The organism is Pseudomonas sp. FBCC-B35 (genome assembly GCF_059133755.1).
Genome location: NZ_CP101439.1, coordinates 4,435,500 through 4,454,219 on the forward strand (window position 1 = coordinate 4,435,500; position 18,720 = coordinate 4,454,219).

Annotated in this window: 18 protein-coding genes and 1 pseudogene; 8 read left to right on the forward strand and 11 right to left on the reverse strand. The window is 61.8% G+C overall.

Features of this window, described 5'->3' with window-relative positions:
• Positions 1 to 3: 3 nt before the first annotated feature.
• The 3 genes and pseudogenes from NMB38_RS20205 to NMB38_RS20215 all read left to right on the forward strand — a co-directional run bounded on the left by NMB38_RS20205 (position 4) and on the right by NMB38_RS20215 (position 1,423).
• The gene (locus tag NMB38_RS20205) at positions 4 to 741 is read left to right on the forward strand and encodes a hypothetical protein (protein WP_125921859.1); all 738 of its coding nucleotides are present in this window, start codon (positions 4 to 6) and stop codon (positions 739 to 741) included.
• A 118-nt stretch (positions 742 to 859) separates the two neighbouring features.
• Positions 860 to 1,000, forward strand: a pseudogene (locus NMB38_RS20210) (threonine aldolase); the annotation flags it as partial.
• Between the two features lie 87 nt (positions 1,001 to 1,087).
• Positions 1,088 to 1,423: a hypothetical protein gene (locus tag NMB38_RS20215; protein ID WP_027913563.1), complete on the forward strand. Its 336-nt coding sequence runs from the start codon at positions 1,088 to 1,090 to the stop codon at positions 1,421 to 1,423.
• A 179-nt stretch (positions 1,424 to 1,602) separates the two neighbouring features.
• On the opposite strand, the gene NMB38_RS20220 is transcribed toward NMB38_RS20215, so the two are convergent.
• From NMB38_RS20220 to gbcB, 3 genes are all read right to left on the reverse strand, one after another.
• Entirely contained in the window at positions 1,603 to 1,905 is a 303-nt protein-coding gene (locus NMB38_RS20220) for a cell division protein ZapA (protein ID WP_027913562.1), read from the reverse strand.
• On the reverse strand, positions 1,902 to 2,132 hold the full coding sequence (locus NMB38_RS20225; RefSeq protein WP_027913561.1) for a hypothetical protein: 231 nt from the start codon (positions 2,130 to 2,132) through the stop codon (positions 1,902 to 1,904). Before NMB38_RS20225 ends, NMB38_RS20220 begins: the two co-directional genes overlap by 4 nt.
• A gap of 202 nt (positions 2,133 to 2,334) precedes the next feature.
• Entirely contained in the window at positions 2,335 to 3,435 is a 1,101-nt protein-coding gene (gbcB, locus tag NMB38_RS20230; protein ID WP_027913560.1) for a glycine betaine monooxygenase reductase subunit, read from the reverse strand.
• Between the two features lie 294 nt (positions 3,436 to 3,729).
• On the opposite strand from gbcB, the gene gbca reads away from it, so the two are divergent.
• The gene (gene gbca / locus NMB38_RS20235) at positions 3,730 to 5,022 is read left to right on the forward strand and encodes a glycine betaine monooxygenase oxygenase subunit (protein ID WP_028686661.1); all 1,293 of its coding nucleotides are present in this window, start codon (positions 3,730 to 3,732) and stop codon (positions 5,020 to 5,022) included.
• 54 nt (positions 5,023 to 5,076) lie between these two features.
• Here gbca and NMB38_RS20240 read toward each other — a convergent pair whose 3' ends face one another.
• The 7 genes from NMB38_RS20240 to NMB38_RS20270 form a co-directional block, all read right to left on the reverse strand.
• Positions 5,077 to 5,871 (reverse strand): RHS repeat-associated core domain-containing protein, encoded by a 795-nt coding sequence (locus tag NMB38_RS20240; protein ID WP_104926589.1) that lies wholly within the window; start codon positions 5,869 to 5,871, stop codon positions 5,077 to 5,079.
• 199 nt (positions 5,872 to 6,070) lie between these two features.
• The gene (gene etfB / locus NMB38_RS20245) at positions 6,071 to 6,841 is read right to left on the reverse strand and encodes an electron transfer flavoprotein subunit beta (protein WP_027913558.1); all 771 of its coding nucleotides are present in this window, start codon (positions 6,839 to 6,841) and stop codon (positions 6,071 to 6,073) included.
• A 10-nt stretch (positions 6,842 to 6,851) separates the two neighbouring features.
• Positions 6,852 to 8,084 carry an electron transfer flavoprotein subunit alpha gene (etfA, locus tag NMB38_RS20250; protein ID WP_027913557.1) on the reverse strand — a complete coding sequence of 411 codons (1,233 nt, stop codon included), beginning with the start codon at positions 8,082 to 8,084 and terminating at the stop codon, positions 6,852 to 6,854.
• Positions 8,084 to 10,039, reverse strand: a complete 1,956-nt coding sequence (gene dgcB / locus NMB38_RS20255) for a dimethylglycine demethylation protein DgcB (RefSeq protein ID WP_494354857.1) — start codon at positions 10,037 to 10,039, stop codon at positions 8,084 to 8,086. Before dgcB ends, etfA begins: the two co-directional genes overlap by 1 nt.
• Before the next feature lie 206 nt (positions 10,040 to 10,245).
• Positions 10,246 to 12,306 (reverse strand): dimethylglycine demethylation protein DgcA, encoded by a 2,061-nt coding sequence (gene dgcA / locus NMB38_RS20260; protein WP_027913555.1) that lies wholly within the window; start codon positions 12,304 to 12,306, stop codon positions 10,246 to 10,248.
• A gap of 15 nt (positions 12,307 to 12,321) precedes the next feature.
• Positions 12,322 to 12,852 (reverse strand): DUF5943 domain-containing protein, encoded by a 531-nt coding sequence (locus NMB38_RS20265; RefSeq protein ID WP_023532428.1) that lies wholly within the window; start codon positions 12,850 to 12,852, stop codon positions 12,322 to 12,324.
• Positions 12,853 to 12,928: 76 nt separating this feature from the next.
• Positions 12,929 to 13,906: a dipeptidase gene (locus tag NMB38_RS20270; RefSeq protein WP_023532386.1), complete on the reverse strand. Its 978-nt coding sequence runs from the start codon at positions 13,904 to 13,906 to the stop codon at positions 12,929 to 12,931.
• 285 nt (positions 13,907 to 14,191) lie between these two features.
• Here NMB38_RS20270 and NMB38_RS20275 point away from each other — a divergent pair, with 285 nt between their 5' ends.
• Complete coding sequence (locus NMB38_RS20275; RefSeq protein WP_027913554.1) at positions 14,192 to 14,593, forward strand: lysozyme inhibitor LprI family protein; 402 nt, start codon at positions 14,192 to 14,194, stop codon at positions 14,591 to 14,593.
• 88 nt (positions 14,594 to 14,681) lie between these two features.
• Here the strand turns inward: NMB38_RS20275 and NMB38_RS20280 are convergent, their stop codons facing one another.
• Positions 14,682 to 15,638, reverse strand: a complete 957-nt coding sequence (locus NMB38_RS20280; protein ID WP_027913553.1) for a GlxA family transcriptional regulator — start codon at positions 15,636 to 15,638, stop codon at positions 14,682 to 14,684.
• Between the two features lie 142 nt (positions 15,639 to 15,780).
• On the opposite strand from NMB38_RS20280, the gene choX reads away from it, so the two are divergent.
• The 3 genes from choX to NMB38_RS20295 all read left to right on the forward strand — a co-directional run bounded on the left by choX (position 15,781) and on the right by NMB38_RS20295 (position 18,713).
• A complete protein-coding gene (choX, locus tag NMB38_RS20285) occupies positions 15,781 to 16,725 on the forward strand; it encodes a choline ABC transporter substrate-binding protein (RefSeq protein WP_028686663.1) in 945 nt (314 codons plus the stop codon).
• Positions 16,726 to 16,844: 119 nt separating this feature from the next.
• Positions 16,845 to 17,729, forward strand: coding sequence for a 3-dehydrocarnitine:acetyl-CoA trimethylamine transferase CdhC (cdhC, locus tag NMB38_RS20290; protein ID WP_028686664.1), 885 nt, complete (start codon positions 16,845 to 16,847; stop codon positions 17,727 to 17,729).
• A gap of 18 nt (positions 17,730 to 17,747) precedes the next feature.
• Entirely contained in the window at positions 17,748 to 18,713 is a 966-nt protein-coding gene (locus NMB38_RS20295; RefSeq protein WP_104926591.1) for an L-carnitine dehydrogenase, read from the forward strand.
• Positions 18,714 to 18,720 lie beyond the last annotated feature (7 nt).

Consider the following 18,720-nt stretch of genomic DNA (forward strand, 5'->3'; position numbering starts at 1 on the left):
GCCATGAAATCTCTGAACGCACCTGATCGCCCATACAGCTCTGTACCAGTGGATCCGGAAAAACTGTTGCAAGCTAGCTTCGGCAGCATTTTTCCGGAACCTGCCTTGAATCACCGCGTCTGGGTACGCTACATCGAGTTGGATGAAGCATCGGACACTGCGGTTCTTAGTGTGCAAGCGCAAAACGTCGACGATGGCTCGACCCAGTTCTACACCGCGCAAGTTACCCGCCAGCAAGCCATAGACTGGAGCGGCCCACTCGATATAGTCATTGTCGATGGTAGCTACCACCATATCGAGCAAAAGCTCGTAACCAACAACCCTAAAGCCACTGCTCTTAAAACGTTGCCATGCCCCACGGATGCTCTCGTGCTCGGCGAGAAACACCAGGCGGCCCTGTACGCACCCAAAGGTACGGTGATCATGCTGCCAAGCACGTGGGAGACGGTTCATCACAGGACGCTGTATCACCTGGCAGACGGCACGCGTAAGTTCATCGTGAACCTTGGCGGTGACCGGCACCTGGAATACCCAGTCGATACCAGTGCTGGCCCGCTCGGTGTACCCGGCGATTTCATGGCGTTCGAGGGCAGTGGTTACGTGAGCCTGATCGTTGGTCGCTTATCGGAGAGGGAACTCATTAGAGACGACTCGAAACCGTTGATGCTCCTGGGCCTGGGCAAAGGGCAGTGGTTACGTGAGCCTGATCGTTGGTCGCTTATCGGAGGGGGAACTCATTAGAGACGACTCGAAACCGTTGATGCTCCTGGGCCCGGGCAAAGTGCAGGGCGTTGTAAACCCCGATTGAGCACGCGGCGCTAGGTGACTGCTGCACCAGCGGCCGTGGGCCGCTGGTGAAGTGAACGCGTCATCCGGCAAAGGCTGGCGCTTCTACACCTTCATCGGCAGCGGCGATGCGCGGCTCATGTGTTCCTGGGACACCGAGCAAGAACGTGTGCGTGAGCTGGCGGCAGACATCCAGGCCATCGCTGGCACCTGATACTTCTGCCAGTTTCTCTCTGCCGGACAGGACGATAGGCTGCTTACACCTGGCCGGGTAACCACTCTTGTGACATGGAGAAACGCGATGAACGAAAAAAATCAGGCAGTGCTCAGCGAAGCTGATGTTGCCAAGTGCATCAAGGTTGGCGACCGGATCAATGGCCAGGTCGTCACGGAGAAGGTGTGGACCCGCGACACCCCGGGGAACCTTACCGTTCACGTCATCTATAACAGTGACATCGCAGAGCGGGTGGAAGTACTCGATCCCGATATACTTTTCACCGTGCGTGAAGGCCTGGTGAGTTCAGGCGAGGTGTACGAAAAAAAACGTGTGGAAACACAGTACACCAAGTCTGATTCGGGTTGGACTGTCCAGGAAGTTCATTACGACCTGTTCGACGTGCTGAGTCTTAAGACTTGATAATCCAGATGCCGCCTCCTGCTCCGGACTGAGCGAAAGCAGGGCGCTTGGTGTGGTTGCCAGTGAAGCCATTGCTTTGCAAGCAGGACCACCTACACCTTCAGTCATTCAATGACTTGAGAAAACGTGAAGCGTGGGGGCGGGGTTAGCCGCTCCCACGTAGCTTGGCCAACGGCCTGTCACTGCTCGGCGATGGTCCGAACGATCGCATCCACCGTGGCGTCGATCTGTGCCTGGGTCCGGGCAAGGGTCCGCTGATGTTCCTTCTGCAGTTCGACCTGCTTTGAGCACAGGTTCAAGGCTGCCAGTACCAGCAGCTTGTCGCCGATCAGGGTCGGATACGAACGCTTGGTCTCGGCCAGGGCAGTGTTCAACATACGCACCGCGTGGGCCAAGGTCTCTTCCTGGCCTTCGGGCGCCTTGATCGAATAGTCGTTGCCCAGGATCGACACGACATTGACCGGCTGCGCTTGCAGGCTCATGCGTTGACGACACCCGCGCTGGCACGATCGACCAACGCCTGGATACGGGCGGCGGTGGCGCCGTTCTTTTCTTCCTGCTCCATCAACGACAGCTGCAGGGTTTCGTTCTCTTCGTTTGCCTGGGCCAGTTGCTGGCCGAGGACGTTGTTTTGCTCGGTGAGTTGAGCGTTCTTTTGCATCAGGTCGCTGACCAGTTGCTCGAGTTGATTCAGGGAAGCTTCAAGCATGGGTCTATCTCAGGTTGTTGCGAGGGGCGCACACGATAAAGAAAACCGTTGCCCATCGCCATTAAATATCGGATTCACAAGGGTTGTGCCCCGCACATTGACAGGGTAACCCCCCTCTTGTTCCGACCTGAGTCAACCATCGGTCAGTCAAAGACGTGGGGCTGCACCGCAGCCCCCGACAGATCCAAGCTGTGCCCTGGATTCAATAATCGATGCGCACATCCCCTTTCGGTACGCTGCAACATGACAGGATGTAGCCTTCGGCCTCGTCTTCCTCGGTGATGCCGCCGTTGTGTTCCATCTCCACTTCGCCGCCCAGCTTCAACACCTTGCAGGTACCGCAGATCCCCATGCCGCAGGCTTTGGGGATCATCAGCCCGACTTTCGCCGCCGCTGCGTGCACGGTTTCGCCCGGCGCGATGCGAATGCTTTTGTCGCTGCCGATGAACTCGACCAGGTTGAGGTCGGCTGCGTCCACTTCCGGCGCATCGGCGGCCGCTTCGGCATGTTCCACTGCATCGGCCTTGGCTTCGGCTGGCGTCGCCCCGAACGACTCCTCGTGGTAATTGTTCATGTCGAAGCCGACCGCTTCGAGCATGCGCTTGACCGCCGTCATATAGGGGGTCGGGCCGCAGCAGAACACCACGCGTTCCATGTAGTCCGGCGCAATCAGCTCCATCAGCCGCTGGTTCAGGTAGCCACGGTAGCCCGCCCAGGGTTCGCCCAGGCCATGCTTCTCGCAGATGATGTGCAGGCCGAAATTGGGCACGCGGGACGCCATCTGCTCCAGTTCGCGATGGTAGATGATGTCCTTGGGTGAACGGGCGCTGTGTACGAACACCATGTCGACATTGGCGTTGGTGTCATAGAACCAGCGGGCCATCGACATGACCGGTGTGATGCCCACGCCGCCAGACAGGTACAGCACCTTGGCGCCGGGGAAGTCGATGGCGTTGAACAGCCCCACAGGTCCGTGCACCGGCAGCTCGGCACCTTCGTGCATGGTGTCATGCAGGAAGTTGGACACCAGCCCGCCGGGTACGCGCTTGACTGTGATGGAGAAGCTGTAGGGCACCGAAGGCGAGCTGGATATGGTGTAGGAACGCATGACCGGCTTGCCTTCGATTTCCAGCTCCAGGGTCACGAATTGCCCAGGCTTGAAGAAGAACATGATCGGCTGGTCTGCCATGAAGCAGAAGGTGCGCACGTCCCAGGTCTCCTGGATGACCTTGACGCAGCGCACGATGTGGCGGCCGTTGGCCCAGGTCTGGGTAGTGACCGGATTGAGGTAGGTTTCGGACATGTTCATCTCCAGCAGCCGACAGTTGGCCTTTTTATGGCTCGGATGATGCTCAAGCTTGCGACCTTGAACATTCCTGCCAGCGACATCGGCGTACTTATCGCGACCAGCCCCGCACGACAAGGGTTGCGGCGTCGTAATTCAAATCGGCCATGTCGCCCATGGATACGGTTCACGCCGCCTTCGCACGCACACTCCACCGCAAAACAACACGCTGTTCATGGTTAACAGCCTTGCGGCACCACAACAACGATTAGCCACCTTTTGCCGGCCGCGCACGGCCCCGAGGAATACACGATGGACGTCACCGCAACCCTGAGCCTGGGCGATCCACTTGAACCTGCACGCAAGGCGACCGCCGAGATGCTGCAAAACCGCGAGCGCACCTACTCGCTGCCCCAGCCTTTCTACACCGACGAGCGTCTGTTCCAGATCGACATGCAGGAGATTTTCCACAAGGAGTGGCTGATCGCTGGCATGACCTGCGAGATCCCGGCGAAAGGCAATTACCTCACGCTGCAGATCGGCAAGAACCCGATCATTGTCGTGCGCGGCACCGAGGGCAAGGTGCATGCGTTTCACAACGTCTGCCGTCACCGCGGCTCGCGCCTGTGCGTCAGCGAAAAAGGCAAGGTGGCCAAGCTGGTGTGCCCTTACCACCAGTGGACCTACGAGCTGGACGGCCGCCTGCTGTTCGCCGGCACCGAGATGGGCGCTGACTTCGACATGAACCAGTACGGCCTGAAGCCTGTGAACGTGAAGGTCGCTGGCGGTTACATCTTCATCAGCCTGGCGGAAAACCCGCCAGCCATCGACGAGTTCCTGGCCACCCTGGACCACTACATGGAACCGTACGACATGGAAAACGCCAAGGTGGCGGTGCAGACCACCTTGATGGAAAAGGCCAACTGGAAGCTGGTGCTGGAGAACAACCGCGAGTGCTACCACTGCAATGGCTCGCACCCGGAACTGTTGCAGACCCTGCTGGAGTGGGACGACACCAACGACCCGCGCGCCAGCCAGGAATTCAAGGACCACGTGGCCGCCTCTGCTGCCGCCTGGGAGGCCGAGAAGATCCCGTACCTGCACAAGAGCCATGGCCTGCGTAACCGTATCGTACGCATGCCGCTGCTCAAGGGCACGGTTTCGATGACCATGGATGGCAAGCAGGCCTGCAAGAAGTTGATGGGCCGCATCAAGAACCCGGACCTGGGCTCGATGCGCATCCTGCACCTGCCGCACTCCTGGAACCACTGCATGGGCGATCACATGATCGTGTTCACCGTGTGGCCGATCAGTGCCCAGGAAACCATGGTCACCACCAAGTGGCTGGTGCACAAGGATGCCGTCGAAGGCGTGGACTACAACCCAGAAAACATGCGCAAGGTATGGGACGCCACCAACGACCAGGACCGCCGCCTGGCCGAAGAGAACCAACGTGGCATCAACTCCACGGCGTACCAGCCTGGTCCTTACTCCAAGACGTATGAGTTTGGGGTGGTGAACTTCATCGACTGGTACAGCGGGCGCTTGCTGAACAACCTGGGGGCGGAGCCTGCGCCGTATCTGAAGGAAGTGCAGGCGCAGTAACTGGCTAGAAGCCGGGATAGCGGCAACTGTCGCTATCCTTTCTTCAAGCCGGCATTAAGTAGATCTTATAGTTGCAGCCTGAGTCCGCATCCTTTCCGAGGAGCCAGGGTCTGCAGAGTGCCTGCGTCTCCCTGAAGCCCTGTCAGGGGCACTCACCGATCGCTCGGCCAACGGCAGGTTAACGAGTTCGGGCACGTTTAGTCGCCACGGTTTCGCTTGAGCCAGCTTCCATGCTTCATAGGTAGAGGTGCCCAGCGACACTATCGTCAGCGCTGCAAGCGCCCAGGTTTGCCATTTGCTGTCCGGGTCGACCGCTCTGGTCACCCCAATGGTCAACCCCGCCGTACCCGATAGGGCACTGATACTCGATAACACCCACTCAGCCCGCTTTGGCTTGGGTATCAGCGGTTGAAGAGCTTCCACGGCAGTTTGGGAAGCCGAATTGATCCGTTTATGGAAAGACCTGAAACGTAGGCCGCTGATAAAGACGCCCATGAGGTTGGTGAAGATGCTCAGGACTGGCAGCACATATTCCTCTGGCTTTTGCCCAGTAGGGTCGCTGTGGTTGACTGGATCACCCACGCAGTAGGCATAGGCATTCAAGCCGCCGTTACCGAATGGGCTCAATATGTCGGGTGAATGGAAGCGCATGAGCGATGGCTTGTAGTGCCGGTGTCCATTCCCCAGCGGGTAGCTGAACGTCAGCGGATCGCGCAACTCTCCACAAAAGGCAAGGCTTGGCTCCGAGAGTTCGTTCCCAGTGCCATAGGGCGAATAAGCCCGATGACCTTGGCGCCCGGTGTCTGATACGGGATGTCGTCGGTTGGCGCTGTAGAGAAAGGTCGGCATGATTCCCCGAACTCGCGTGGCATGCGTGCAGGATAGACGCGCATGCAGCGCTGGGGTACTGGCAAAAATGACAGGTCTTGCACGGCGCGCGTCACCCGCTGTGCTCCCCGGTGGAAGCGGGCTTGCCCGCGATCACCGGCACAGCCGATGCCAGCCGCTGCGCGGGATGCCTGGCGGGTTCAGTCGCCAGGCATGCCCATCAGCGCAGTACGCCTTCCTCCACCAATAGTTTCACAATGGCCTCGGCACCTTCCTGCGGCGTGACGTCCTTCAACACTTTGCCCCCGCCCCCGCTGGCCTTGGCCGTGGCGGCCTTCATGCGGTCGGCGCCGCTTTTGGCCTTGATAACCTTCAGCCGTTTGGGCCGTGGGCGGGCCGGTTGCAGGGCCTCTTCGCCCAGCAGTTCATCGTCCACCACCTGTACGTCCTGCGCCGCCAGCACACCACGGCGCGCTGGTCCGAAGGCACTTTGACGCGGCTTGGGCGCGGCGTTATCCACCGTCGCCACCATGGGCAGGCGTACCTTCAAACGCCGGCGCTGACCGCGCGGTAACGCCTGCAACACTTGGGCAGTACCGTTCTCGATGGATTCCACCTCGGCCAGCCCCACCACCAGCGGCCAGCCCAGTTTTTCAGCGAGCAGGAACGGCAGCATGCCCGACCCCTCCCCCGTCTCGGCCTGGCTGCCGGTAAGCACCAGTTGCGCACCGGCACCGCGCAGGTAATCGCCCAGCACCCCCAGCACATCGGCGCCGGCGGGTTGCTCGAGCACATCAAGGTGTTCCAGGCCCATGCCCAGGTAACCGCGCAAAGCCTCCTCACGGGGATCCCCTGCATGCACGACTTGCAGGTCCTCGCCGGCCAGTTGCAGACCCAACTCGACCGCCCGTGAGTCCTGCTCGGCGCGCCGCGCGCGACCGGAGCTTGGGTGCGCACCGATCGAAACCAGGCTGATGACTTTCGTACTCATGCTCGTGCCCTTATGCCGCGTCACGCTGGGCGCCGTTGCGGAACTGCTCCACAGCGTCGATCAGTGCCTGAAGAATCGCCGCGCTGTCGCCAATCACCGACAGGTCGGCGCGTTTGATCATGTCGCAACCGGGGTCCATGTTGATCGCCACCACCTTGTCGCAGGCACCGATGCCCTGCAGGTGCTGGATAGCGCCAGAGATACCTACCGCCATGTACACACGAGCCGTTACCCACGTCCCCGTAGCGCCGACTTGACGATCACGCGGCATGTGGCCATCGTCCACCGCCACCCGCGATGCACCTTGGGTCGCGCCCAATGCGGTGGTCGCCTTGTGAAACAGGGCCCAGTCCTTGACACCGTTGCCACCGGATACAATGAACTCGGCTTCGGCCATGGCGATCTTGGCCGGGTCGACGGCCACAGAGCCCAGGTCCTCGATGCGCGAGATACTGCGCGCCACACTGCCGGACAGCTCGACCGGCAAGGCCTCGTGACGGGTTTCGCTCACAGGCTCTGCACATTCGGCCGCAGCCAGGATCAGGCGTGGCAGCACGCGTTGCATGTCTTGCTGCCCCGCACCGGCGCGGCCGATGCACTGGCCGTCCTTGACCTGCCAGACACGCGTTGCCGGTCGCTCACCCAGCGCAGCACCGAGGCGTCGGCCGAGCTCGCCACCGCCGGAACGGCTGTCTGGCAGCAGCCAGTGACGCGGGGCGAACTGGTTATCGACAGCGCGCAGGCCCTGCACCAACTGCTCCGGTGCATACCCTTGGTACGCCTCGCCTTCGATGACCAGCAAGCGGTCCACGCCTGCGGCGGCAAAGTTGGTTTCCTTGTGCTCGCCGAACACGATGGCCAGTACCGCGCCGTCGCTGCCCGCCAACCCATGGGCCAGGCCCAGCAGGTCGCGGTCGTGGCTACCCAGGCGCCCGCCTATCATGTCCGGTACCACGGCAATGTAGAACGCAGGCTCTGCCACCTGGTGCAGCGGCAACTGCACTTCGGCCGCAGCGCTACGCCGTGCGCCACCGCTGGTGCCCTGCTGGGCCCCCGAGCGATCGATACGCTTGAGGCCGTTGGGGCCGATGAAGCCAGCCGCACTGGCGTGGGGGTTCTTGCGCATGAGGCCGTTGGGCCCCATCCAGCTGGTTTGTTGCGTCTGCATGGCCGCATGCAGCGGATGCAGACGGTTACGGGCGATCCACTCGGCGCGAGGGTCGCGGCGGATGATGTCGCTCATCAATGCACCTCCGCAGGTTCACGTTTGGATTTCGCAGGTTTGGCAGCCGCTGGCTGGGCCTCTTCCTCGATCAGCACATCGGCCACCAGTTCGGCCAAATCCTTGATCAGCGGCCGTGGCTCTACCACCCCTTCGAGCATGGCCGTGCACTGCGGGCAGCCCACGGCGACCACTTCGGCTTCGGTGGTGCGGATGTCGTCCATGCGCATGTCGGGAATACGCTGTTTGCCCGGGATGTCGGTGATCGGCGCACCGCCGCCACCGCCACAGCAGCGTGAGCGAAAGCCCGAGCGCTCCATTTCGCGAACTTCGATGCCCAGTGCGCGAAGCACCTCGCGAGGCGCCTCGTACTCGCCGTTGTAGCGGCCCAGGTAGCACGGGTCGTGGTAGGTGACGCTGCCGCCCTTGTGCTGCCCCAGGTTGAGCTTGTTGGCACCGATCAGCTCGGCAATGTAGGTGCTGTGGTGCTGCACCTGGTAGTTGCCACCCAGCGCACCGTATTCATTCTTGAGCACATGGAAGCTGTGCGGGTCGCAGGTAACGATGCGTTGGAACGTGTATTTGGCCAGGGTCTGAATGTTGCGCTTGGCCAATTGCTGGAACGTGGCTTCATCACCCAGACGGCGCGCCACGTCACCACTGTCGCGCTCCTCCAGGCCAAGCACGGCGAAATCGACGCCAGAGGCCTTGAGCACCTTGACGAACGCGCGCAGGGTGCGCTGGTTGCGCATGTCGAAGGCGCCATCACCCACCCAGAACAGCACGTCGGTACGTTTGACGTCCGCCAGCAGTTTGAGGTTGAGGTCAGCCGCCCAGTTCATGCGCCCGCCCGGGGCGAAACCGCCCGGGTTGTCGGTGGCGATCAGGTTGTCCAGCACCTCGGCGCCCTTGTTCGGGGTGGCGCCTTTTTCAAGCGTCAGGTGACGGCGCATGTCGACGATGGCATCGACATGCTCGATCATCATCGGGCACTCTTCTACACACGCGCGGCAGGTGGTGCAGGACCACAGTGTCTCGGCATCGACCAGCCCATTGACGATAGGCTGGTGGGGGTGGCCGCCGTGCTCACCCAACGGCTTGCCAGGATAGGGGCTGCCAGCGAACTTGGCATCGGTGCCGCCCGCCAGGCCGATGACTATGTCCTGAATGAGTTTTTTCGGGTTCAACGGCTGCCCGGCGGCAAAGGCCGGGCACATGGCCTCGCACTTGCCGCACTGCACGCAGGCGTCAAAGCCCAGCAGTTGGTTCCAGGTGAAGTCCACTGGCTTTTCAACGCCAAGCGGCGCACGGGGGTCTTCCAGGTCCAGCGGCTTGAGGCCAGTGGAGCGCCCGCCACCGAAACGCTCGGCGCGCCGGTGCCAGGCCAGGTGCAGGGCACCGGCGAAGGCGTGCTTCATGGGCCCGCCCCAGGTCATGCCGAAGAAAAGCTCCGACACGCCCCACAGCACGCCCAGGCCCAGAATCCCGACCATCACCCAGCCGCCCGTGTTGGCCGGCAGAATACCGGCCACGGGCAAGGTGGCGATGAAGAAGCTGGCAGCAAATACCAGCAGGCTCTTGGGCAGGCGCATCCAAGGGCCCTTGGACAGGCGCGAAGGCGGGTTCAGGCGGCGCTTGAAGACGAAGATGGCGCCGGTGAACATGATCACCGTGGCCAGCAGCAAGGCGTAGCCCAGGATCTTGCTCTGCAGGCCGAAACCATGCACCAGGATCGCCAGCAGCGCCGACAGCACGAAGCCGCCAGCGGTGGCCACGTGGGTATTGGACATGTACTTGTCGCGCTCGACCACGTGGTGCAGGTCCACCAGGTAGCGGCGCGGCATGGCCAGCAGACCGCCGATCAGGTCCACCTTGGAGGGTCGGCCTCGGCGCCACATGTTCACACGGCGCAGCGCACCGAGCACGGCAAGCCCGAGCGCGGCGAACAGCAGGATGGGTAGAAGGGTGTTCAACATGGGAAGCTCCCACAACAGCTAGATTCTTGCGCCACCCCGAAGGCCAGCGCGGGCCCCTGCGGGAGCGGCCTGGTGCTGCGAAAGGGCTATGAAGCAGCCCCAGCATCCGTGGTACTGATCAAATGCTGGGGCCGCTTCGCGACCCTTTCGCGGCACAAGGCCGCTCCTACAGGGGGGCCAGTCCCGCTTTCAGAAAGGCGGTGCGATCAGAAGTCCTTGCACAGACGCAAAGCATCGTAGATCGCCGCATGCACGTTACGCTGGGCCACACAGTCGCCGATGCGGTACAGCAGGTAGCCTTCGCCTGGCTGGCTCAAGATCGGCTGTGGCTTGATGGCGAACAGCGCCTCCACGTCGATCTGGCCCTTGTTGCGCGAACCGTCCTTGAGGGCGTAGTACAGCTGCTCGTCCGGACGCACACCGTTCTCCACCACCACCTGATCGACCACCCGCTCTTCCTTGGCGCCGGTGTACTCGTTCTCCAACACAGCGACCAGCTTGTCGCCCTCGCGGTAGACTTTCTCCAGCATCATGTCCCCGGTCATGATCACTTCCTTGGGGTACATGCTGCGGTAGTAGGTCGGGAACGTAGTGCCGCCCATGGCGACACCCGGCTTGATGTCGTCGGTGACGATCTCGACCTGGCTACCCTTGTCGGCAATGAAGTCGGCCACCGACATGCCGGTGAACTCGCAGATGGTGTCGTACACCAGCACGTTCTTGCCCGGCGCGACCTTGCCATCGAGCACGTCCCAGCTGCTGACCACCAGCCCTTCGGCCGCACCCCAGTGTTCGTTCTGCTCCAGGAACGAATGCCCGCCCACAGCCAGCACGATGATGTCCGGGCGCAGATCCTGAATGGTGTCTACATCGGCCGCGGTCCCCAGGCGCAGGTCCACCTTCAGGCGGGCCAACTCCAATTGGTACCAGCGGGTAATACCAGCAATCTGGTCACGTTGCGGCGCCTTGGCCGCGATGGTGATCTGACCGCCGATCTGGTCGCGTTTTTCGAACAGGGTCACATCGTGGCCACGCTCGGCGGCCACGCGCGCCGCCTCCATGCCTGCAGGGCCGGCACCGACGATGACGACCTTGCGCTTGGCGCCGGTGGTCTTCTCGATGATGTGCGGCACACCCATGTACTCACGCGAGGTCGCGGCGTTCTGGATGCACAGCACGTCCAGGCCTTGGTACTGGCGGTCGATGCAGTAGTTGGCGCCGACGCACTGCTTGATCTGGTCGATCTGGCCCATCTTGATCTTGGCGATCAGGTGGGGGTCGGCCATGTGTGCACGGGTCATGCCGACCATGTCCACATAACCACCTTCGAGAATCCGGGTGGCCTGGTTCGGGTCCTTGATGTTCTGCGCGTGCAGGACCGGGACCTTGACCACTTCCTTGATGCCCGCTGCCAGGTGCAGGAACGGCTCTGGCGGGTAGCTCATGTTCGGGATGACGTTGGCCAGGGTGTTGTGGGTATCGCAACCCGAGCCCACTACCCCGATGAAGTCGAGCATGCCGGTGCCATCGTAATAGGCAGCGATCTGCTTCATGTCTTCGTGGCTGAGGCCATCGGGGTGGAACTCGTCGCCGCAGATCCGCATGCCCACGCAGAAGTCGTCGCCCACTTCGGCACGCACGGCCTTGAGCACTTCCAGGCCGAACTTCATGCGGCCTTCGAAGCTGCCGCCCCACTCGTCGGTACGCTTGTTGACGCGCGGGCTCCAGAACTGGTCGATCATGTGCTGGTGCACCGCCGACAGCTCGACGCCATCGAGGCCACCTTCCTTGGCGCGGCGGGCTGCCTGCGCGTAGTTGCCGATCACACGCCAGATCTCTTCCACCTCGATGGTCTTGCAGGTGGCACGGTGCACCGGTTCGCGGATGCCCGAGGGCGACATCAGGGTCGGCCAGTTGAAACCATCCCAGCGCGAGCGACGCCCCATGTGGGTAATCTGAATCATGATCTTGGCGCCATGCTTGTGCATGGCGTCGGCCAGGTTCTGGAAGTGCGGAATGATACGGTCGGTGGACAGGTTGACCGACGACCACCATTCCTGCGGGCTGTCGATGGCCACCACGGACGAGCCGCCGCAGATGGCCAGGCCGATGCCGCCCTTGGCCTTTTCTTCGTAATACTTCACATAGCGGTCGGTCGTCATGCCGCCGTCAGTGGCGTAGACCTCGGCGTGCGCGGTGCTGAGCACGCGGTTGCGGACGGTCAGTTTGCCGATCTGGATCGGCTGGAACATTGCTTCGAATGCCATGACGCTATCTCCGGCTTACAACGGCTTCGTTACGAACAGGCCATCTTCGTGGCCTTCTTCCGACCCACCGTACACCTGCTCGGCAACGGTGCGGATCGAGCTGCCGCGGGCAGCGAGAATCTGGTCCATGGCACCGGCGAACCAGCCAGTGAACATGTAGTCGACCTTGCGGCCGCACTTGCCATAGACGTAGACGAAGGCCGAGTGCTTGAGCTTGACGCTGCACGTGCCCTTGTCCAGGTCGATGTCCTGGATCTCGAACAGCCCCCAGCCACGCTGGCTCAGGCGCTTCATGTAGTGCTCGAAGACCGCGACCCCTTCCAGGCCATGGCACTCGGCTTCTTTCTCGCACCAGTGCCACGCCGACTTGTAGCCCGCCTTGTAGAGAATGTCGGCGTACTTGTCGGCGCCCAGGACTTCTTCGATGCCCATGTGGTTGTTGACGAAGAAATGGCGTGGCACGTACAGCATCGGCAAGGCGTCGCTGGTCCAGACACCGGTCTCGCTGTCGACTTCGATTGGCAATTGCGGGGCGATCTTGGCCATGGAAACTCAACTCCAGAAAAAATTTTTATTGGGTAGCCCCGGCGTTGCTGGCAGGGGCTCGAAGCTTGAGAGCGGCTTATTCGCCCCAGACGTCTTTCAATACGTTGACCCAGTTCTCGCCCATGATCTTGCGAACCACGCGCTCGGAGTGGCCACGCTTGAGCAAGGTTTCGGTGAGGTTGGGGAACTCGCCCACGGTGCGAATGCCCAGCGGGTTGATGATCTTGCCGAAGTTGGTCAGGCGACGGGCGTAGCCCTTGTCGTGGGTGAGGTATTCGAAGAATTCCTTGCCGTGACCCTGGGTGAAGTCGGTGCCGATGCCGATGGCATCTTCACCTACGATGTTCATGGTGTACTCGATGGCCTCGGCATAGTCGTCGATGGTCGAGTCGATACCCTTGGCCAGGAACGGTGCAAACATGGTCACGCCAACGAAACCACCGTGGTCGGCGATGAACTTCAGTTCTTCATCGGACTTGTTGCGCGGGTGCTCTTTAAGGCCCGATGGCAGGCAGTGGGAGTAGCACACCGGCTTTTTCGATTCGAGGATGACTTCCTCGGAGGTTTTGGAGCCGACGTGGGACAAGTCGCACATGATGCCGACGCGATTCATTTCGGCAACGATTTCGCGACCAAAGCCCGACAGGCCGCCGTCACGCTCGTAGCAGCCAGTGCCTACCAGGTTCTGGGTGTTGTAACACATCTGCACGATGCCCACGCCCAGCTGCTTGAACACCTCCACATAACCGATCTGGTCTTCGAAGGCATGGGCGTTCTGGAAGCCGAAGAGGATACCGGTCTTGCCCAGTTCCTTGGCCTTGCGAATGTCGGCCGTGGTGCGCACGGGCATCACCAGGTCGCTGTTCTCGCGGATCAGTTTCTGGCTTGCAGCGATCTGGTCGACGGTTGCCTTGAAACCTTCCCAAACCGACACGGTGCAGTTGGCGGCGGTAAGGCCTCCTTTGCGCATATCTTCGAACAGCTCGCGGTTCCACTTGGCGATGATCAGGCCATCGATGACGATGCTGTCGGCGTGTAATTCGGCTGGGCTCATCAGGCGTCCCCTTTTATTGAATGGGCTGGCGCCAAACCTTGTGCCGGCGCTTTGGGGCCAGCATATGCCTGTGCCCCGAGGCGCCCCGATGCAAAAACGACAGGGGGTTTGCCGAAAGCGTCAATGCGCGACAAGCCGGCCTCTGGCGCGGCCTGCGGCGATGAGACACAGTCTCGATAACGACCATCGAGGGCCCTTTGATGAACAATCTGCCTAGGTGATACCGTACGCGCCGAGAGTGCGCGAGAATCGTCAGGATTCGTCAGCCGGTGGAGGAAACAACGAATGAAAGCGATGGCAGGGATGGTACTGCTGGCCGTGGTGGCCGCAGCCCAGGCCGGTGAGGAAGAAAATACCCCGTGCGACAACGTCGAGACCGAGGCGCAAGCCCACGCCTGCGCAGCGTTTAACAAGCAAGCCTCCGAACGGGAGCTGAAATCGGCCTATGACGAACTTCTCCAGCGCGTTCATGACGCGTTCGACGACAAAGGCAGCGTTGCAGCAACAATGATCGAGCGCTTGAAGCAGGCTCAGGGGCTGTGGACGCAGCTTCGCGATGCCGATTGCAAGGTGGAAACCCTCACCCTGCCAACCAACGGCAAAGCTTACCAGGCCGCCTGGGACACCTGCGTGGCGCAACGCACCGATGACCGGTCCGAGTACCTGCAATCGATTCTGCAACAGTAGCGCGAGACTGCCTGGTCAGGAAAAGTTTGCGGCTTATTCATCGCACCAACCTCAAGCTCCAACGTGTGGGCAACGACATTTTGCAGGGCTAATTCGGCGGTGACGGCTTCACGACCCTTCGCTCCTCGCGCGGGCAGCGCCCGAAGCGGCGCTTGTAACGTCGGGTGAAGTACGACGGCAGTTCAAAACCGCATGCCACGCTGACCTGGGTGATCGTCATCTGGGTTTGGCGCAACAACTGGCAAGCCTTGTCCAGGCGCAGGCCGAGGTAAAAGCCGCTGGGGGTGTCGTTGAGGTGCAACCTGAACAGGCGCTCCATCTGGCGACGGGTGATCATCGCGCGCGCGGCCAGTTCCGTTGTGCCAAGGGGGTGTTCGGTGTGCTTTTCCATCTCACCGATCACCTGCACCAGCTTGCGGTTGCTGATGCCATAGCGTGCAGCGATCTGCATGCGTTGATGATCTTGGCGCGGTCGAATACGGCTCAACACGAACTGCTCGGAAACCTGCACGGCGAGCTCGGCGCCATGGGCCTGGGCAATCAGATCGAGCATCAAGTCGATTGAAGCGGTGCCGCCCGCACAGGTAATGCGTTGCCGGTCAATTTCGAACAGCTCCTGGGTGGCCTGCAGGCTGGGGTAGTTTTCCCTGAACGCATCCAGCGCCTCCCAGTGTACGGTCGCACGATGGCCATCGAGCAAGCCTGCCTCGGCCAGCACCACAGCACCCGTATCGATCCCGCCTAGCATGCCACCCTCGTGAGCCAGGCGTCGCAGGCTTTGCTGGAGCTTGGGGGCGTAGCAGCGCAGGGGTTCGAAGCCTGCCACGATCAGCAACGTACCGCAGGGCGTTTGCGCACCCAGCGCTGCGTCGGCATTGACCGACATGCCATTGCTGGCGTTCACGGCGCTCCCATCCAGGCTCAACACCTGCCAGTGGTACGCCTGGGCTTTGAACCTATTGGCCACGCGCAGGGGCTCCAGGGCACTGATGAACCCCATGGCCGAGAAACCGGGCAATAACAGGAAGTGGATGATCTGCGCCATGGCGTGCTCCAGCGAACAGGTCGCCTGCGTGCAAATGTTGGTCGCCGGCGTGCGATTTTCAATAGTGCCACCAGCGTAGCGTGTTCACACGGTCCGCAGAGACCGCCACCATAACAATCTGTACTGCCGATGGAGAGCCACCATGCACAGCTTGATCCGCCGCAGCCTGTTGACCTTGGCCCTGACCAGCCTTGTTACCCCCTCGCTTTACGCAGCCGATGCCGCTGCCTGCAAGAATGTCCGTCTGGGCGTGGTCAACTGGACCGATGTGATCGCGACAAGCGCCATCGCTCAGGCATTGTTCGATGGCCTGGGTTACACCACCAAGCAAACCAGCGCGTCGCAGCAGATCATTTTCGCTGGCATTCGCGACAAACGCCTGGACATGTTCCTGGGGTACTGGAACCCGATTATGACCCAGACCATCACTCCCTTCATCGAGGCCGGGCAGGTCAAAGTCATGGACAAAGCCAGCCTCGAAGACGCCCGGGCCACGTTGGCAGTGCCCAGGTACCTGGCGGACAAGGGGCTGCGCACCTTCGCCGACATACACAAATTCGAGAAGGAACTGGGCGGCAAGCTCTATGGCATCGAGCCGGGTTCCGGTGCCAACACCCAAATAAAGGCCATGATCGCCAAGAACCAGTTCGGCCTGGGCAAGTTCCAACTGGTCGAGTCCAGCGAAGCGGGCATGCTGGCCGCCGTGGACCGCGCAGTACGGCGCAAGGAAGCCGTGGTGTTCTTCGGCTGGACCCCACACCCCATGAACGTGAACATCGACATGGTTTACCTCGGCGATAGCCAGGATGCGCTCGGCCCTGACGAAGGTCGCGCGACGGTGTGGACCGTAACCGCGCCCGATTACGCAGCGCGCTGCCCCAATGCCAACCGCCTGCTGGCCAATCTGAGCTTCAGTGCCGAAGACGAGAGCCGCATGATGCAGCCACTGCTCGACCACAAGGACGCGCTGGAATCGGCGCGCCAATGGCTCAAGGATCACCCCGAGGACAAGGCCCGCTGGCTTGAGGGGGTGACCACCTTCGATGGCAAGCCGGCCGCCGACAACCTCAAGCTTACCGCCAACTGATACCGCCCCATCACCAACAAGCCGGCCCCTACAGCTCCCTGCACACCGAGGTTCGTCCAGGACCTTGCAGGGGCCGGCTTGCCGGCGAAAAGCCCACAACAGATCGCACAGGATCCCTTATGAACCACGACGTCATCATCACGTGCGCCCTGACCGGCGCCGGCGACACCGCCTCGAAAAGCCATCTGGTCCCAGTCACACCCAAGCAGATCGCCGCAGCGGCCGTGGAAGCCGCCAAGGCCGGCGCCACCGTGGTGCACTGCCATGTACGCGACCCGCAGACAGGGCGCTTCAGCCGTGATGTGGCCCTGTACCGCGAAGTCATGGAGCGTATTCGCGAAGCCGACGTGGACATCATCGTAAACCTCACCGCCGGCATGGGCGGCGACCTGGAAATCGGGCCCGATGAAAACCCCATGGCATTCGGGCAGGGCACTGACCTGATCGGCCCGCTCGAACGCCTGGCCCACGTCGAGGCGTTGTTACCGGAAATCTGCACCCTGGACTGCGGCACTCTCAACTTCGGTGACGGCAATTCCATCTACGTTTCCACGCCCGCGCAACTACGCGCCGGTGCCCGGCGCATCACGGAACTGGGGGTCAAGGCAGAGCTGGAAATCTTCGATACCGGCCACCTGTGGTTCGCCAAGCAAATGATCAAAGAGGGCCTGCTCGACAACCCCTTGTTCCAGCTGTGCCTGGGAATCCCGTGGGGCGCACCCGCTGATACCACCACCATGAAAGCCATGGTCGACAACCTGCCCGCCAATGCGACCTGGGCCGGGTTTGGCATCGGCCGCATGCAGATGCCCATGGCCGCACAGGCCGTGTTGCTCGGCGGCAACGTGCGGGTCGGCCTGGAAGACAACCTGTACCTGGACCGTGGCGTACTGGCCAGCAACGGCCAGTTGGTCGAGCGCGCGGTAGAGATCATTTCACGCCTCGGCGCCCGTGTGCTGAGCCCCGCCGAAGGCCGGGCAAAGATGAACCTGAACCGTCGCTGATCGCTTCTGGAGACCCGCATGAACTTCATCACTGACATCAAGACATTCGCGGCATTAGGCAGCGGCGTGATCGGCAGCGGCTGGGTTGCACGCGCCCTTGCCCACGGGCTGGACGTGATCGCCTGGGACCCGGCGCCAGGCGCCGAACAGGCCCTGCGCAAACGTATCGCCAACGCGTGGCCTGCCTTGGAGAAACAGGGCCTTGCGCCGGGCGCGTCACAAGCCCGACTGGCCTTTGTCGACACCGTTGAAGCGTGCGTGCGCGACGCTGATTTCATCCAGGAAAGCGCGCCTGAGCGGTTGGACCTGAAACTCGACCTGCATGCACGGATCAGCGCCGCAGCCAAACCCGATGCGATCATTGCCAGCAGCACGTCGGGCTTGTTGCCCAGCGAGTTCTACGCCTCGGCCTTCCACCCTGAGCGCTGTGTGGTGGGGCATCCTTTCAACCCGGTGTACCTGCTGCCGTTGGTCGAGATCGTCGGCGGCATGCGGACCGCGCCGCAGGCCGTCGAGGCGGCCAGCACCGTCTATACCGCCCTTGGCATGCGCCCGCTGCACGTGCGCAAGGAAGTCCCCGGTTTCATCGCCGACCGTTTGCTCGAAGCGCTGTGGCGCGAGGCGCTGCACCTGGTCAACGACGGAGTCGCCACCACCGGTGAAATCGACGACGCCATCCGCTTTGGCGCGGGCTTGCGCTGGTCGTTCATGGGCACCTTCCTGACCTATACCCTGGCCGGGGGCGATGCCGGCATGCGCCACTTCATGTCGCAATTCGGGCCGGCATTGAAGCTGCCGTGGACCTACCTTCCGGCGCCTGAGCTGACCGACAAGCTGATCGACGATGTGGTGGAAGGTACGTCGCAGCAATTGGGTGATCGCAGCATCGCCGCGCTGGAACGCTACCGGGATGACTCACTGCTGGCGGTGCTGGAAGCGGTCACCACCAGCAAGGCCAATCATGGCATGTCGTTCGGCGACTGAGGACAGC

Coding starts and splice junctions, on each gene's coding strand:
- NMB38_RS20205 (WP_125921859.1), top strand. CDS start 4: ATGAAATCTCTGAACGCACCTGATCGCCCATACAGCTCTGTACCAGTG.
- NMB38_RS20215 (WP_027913563.1), top strand. CDS start 1,088: ATGAACGAAAAAAATCAGGCAGTGCTCAGCGAAGCTGATGTTGCCAAG.
- NMB38_RS20220 (WP_027913562.1), bottom strand. CDS start 1,905: ATGAGCCTGCAAGCGCAGCCGGTCAATGTCGTGTCGATCCTGGGCAAC.
- NMB38_RS20225 (WP_027913561.1), bottom strand. CDS start 2,132: ATGCTTGAAGCTTCCCTGAATCAACTCGAGCAACTGGTCAGCGACCTG.
- gbcB (WP_027913560.1), bottom strand. CDS start 3,435: ATGTCCGAAACCTACCTCAATCCGGTCACTACCCAGACCTGGGCCAAC.
- gbca (WP_028686661.1), top strand. CDS start 3,730: ATGGACGTCACCGCAACCCTGAGCCTGGGCGATCCACTTGAACCTGCA.
- NMB38_RS20240 (WP_104926589.1), bottom strand. CDS start 5,871: ATGCCGACCTTTCTCTACAGCGCCAACCGACGACATCCCGTATCAGAC.
- etfB (WP_027913558.1), bottom strand. CDS start 6,841: ATGAGTACGAAAGTCATCAGCCTGGTTTCGATCGGTGCGCACCCAAGC.
- etfA (WP_027913557.1), bottom strand. CDS start 8,084: ATGAGCGACATCATCCGCCGCGACCCTCGCGCCGAGTGGATCGCCCGT.
- dgcB (WP_494354857.1), bottom strand. CDS start 10,039: ATGTTGAACACCCTTCTACCCATCCTGCTGTTCGCCGCGCTCGGGCTT.
- dgcA (WP_027913555.1), bottom strand. CDS start 12,306: ATGGCATTCGAAGCAATGTTCCAGCCGATCCAGATCGGCAAACTGACC.
- NMB38_RS20265 (WP_023532428.1), bottom strand. CDS start 12,852: ATGGCCAAGATCGCCCCGCAATTGCCAATCGAAGTCGACAGCGAGACC.
- NMB38_RS20270 (WP_023532386.1), bottom strand. CDS start 13,906: ATGAGCCCAGCCGAATTACACGCCGACAGCATCGTCATCGATGGCCTG.
- NMB38_RS20275 (WP_027913554.1), top strand. CDS start 14,192: ATGAAAGCGATGGCAGGGATGGTACTGCTGGCCGTGGTGGCCGCAGCC.
- NMB38_RS20280 (WP_027913553.1), bottom strand. CDS start 15,638: ATGGCGCAGATCATCCACTTCCTGTTATTGCCCGGTTTCTCGGCCATG.
- choX (WP_028686663.1), top strand. CDS start 15,781: ATGCACAGCTTGATCCGCCGCAGCCTGTTGACCTTGGCCCTGACCAGC.
- cdhC (WP_028686664.1), top strand. CDS start 16,845: ATGAACCACGACGTCATCATCACGTGCGCCCTGACCGGCGCCGGCGAC.
- NMB38_RS20295 (WP_104926591.1), top strand. CDS start 17,748: ATGAACTTCATCACTGACATCAAGACATTCGCGGCATTAGGCAGCGGC.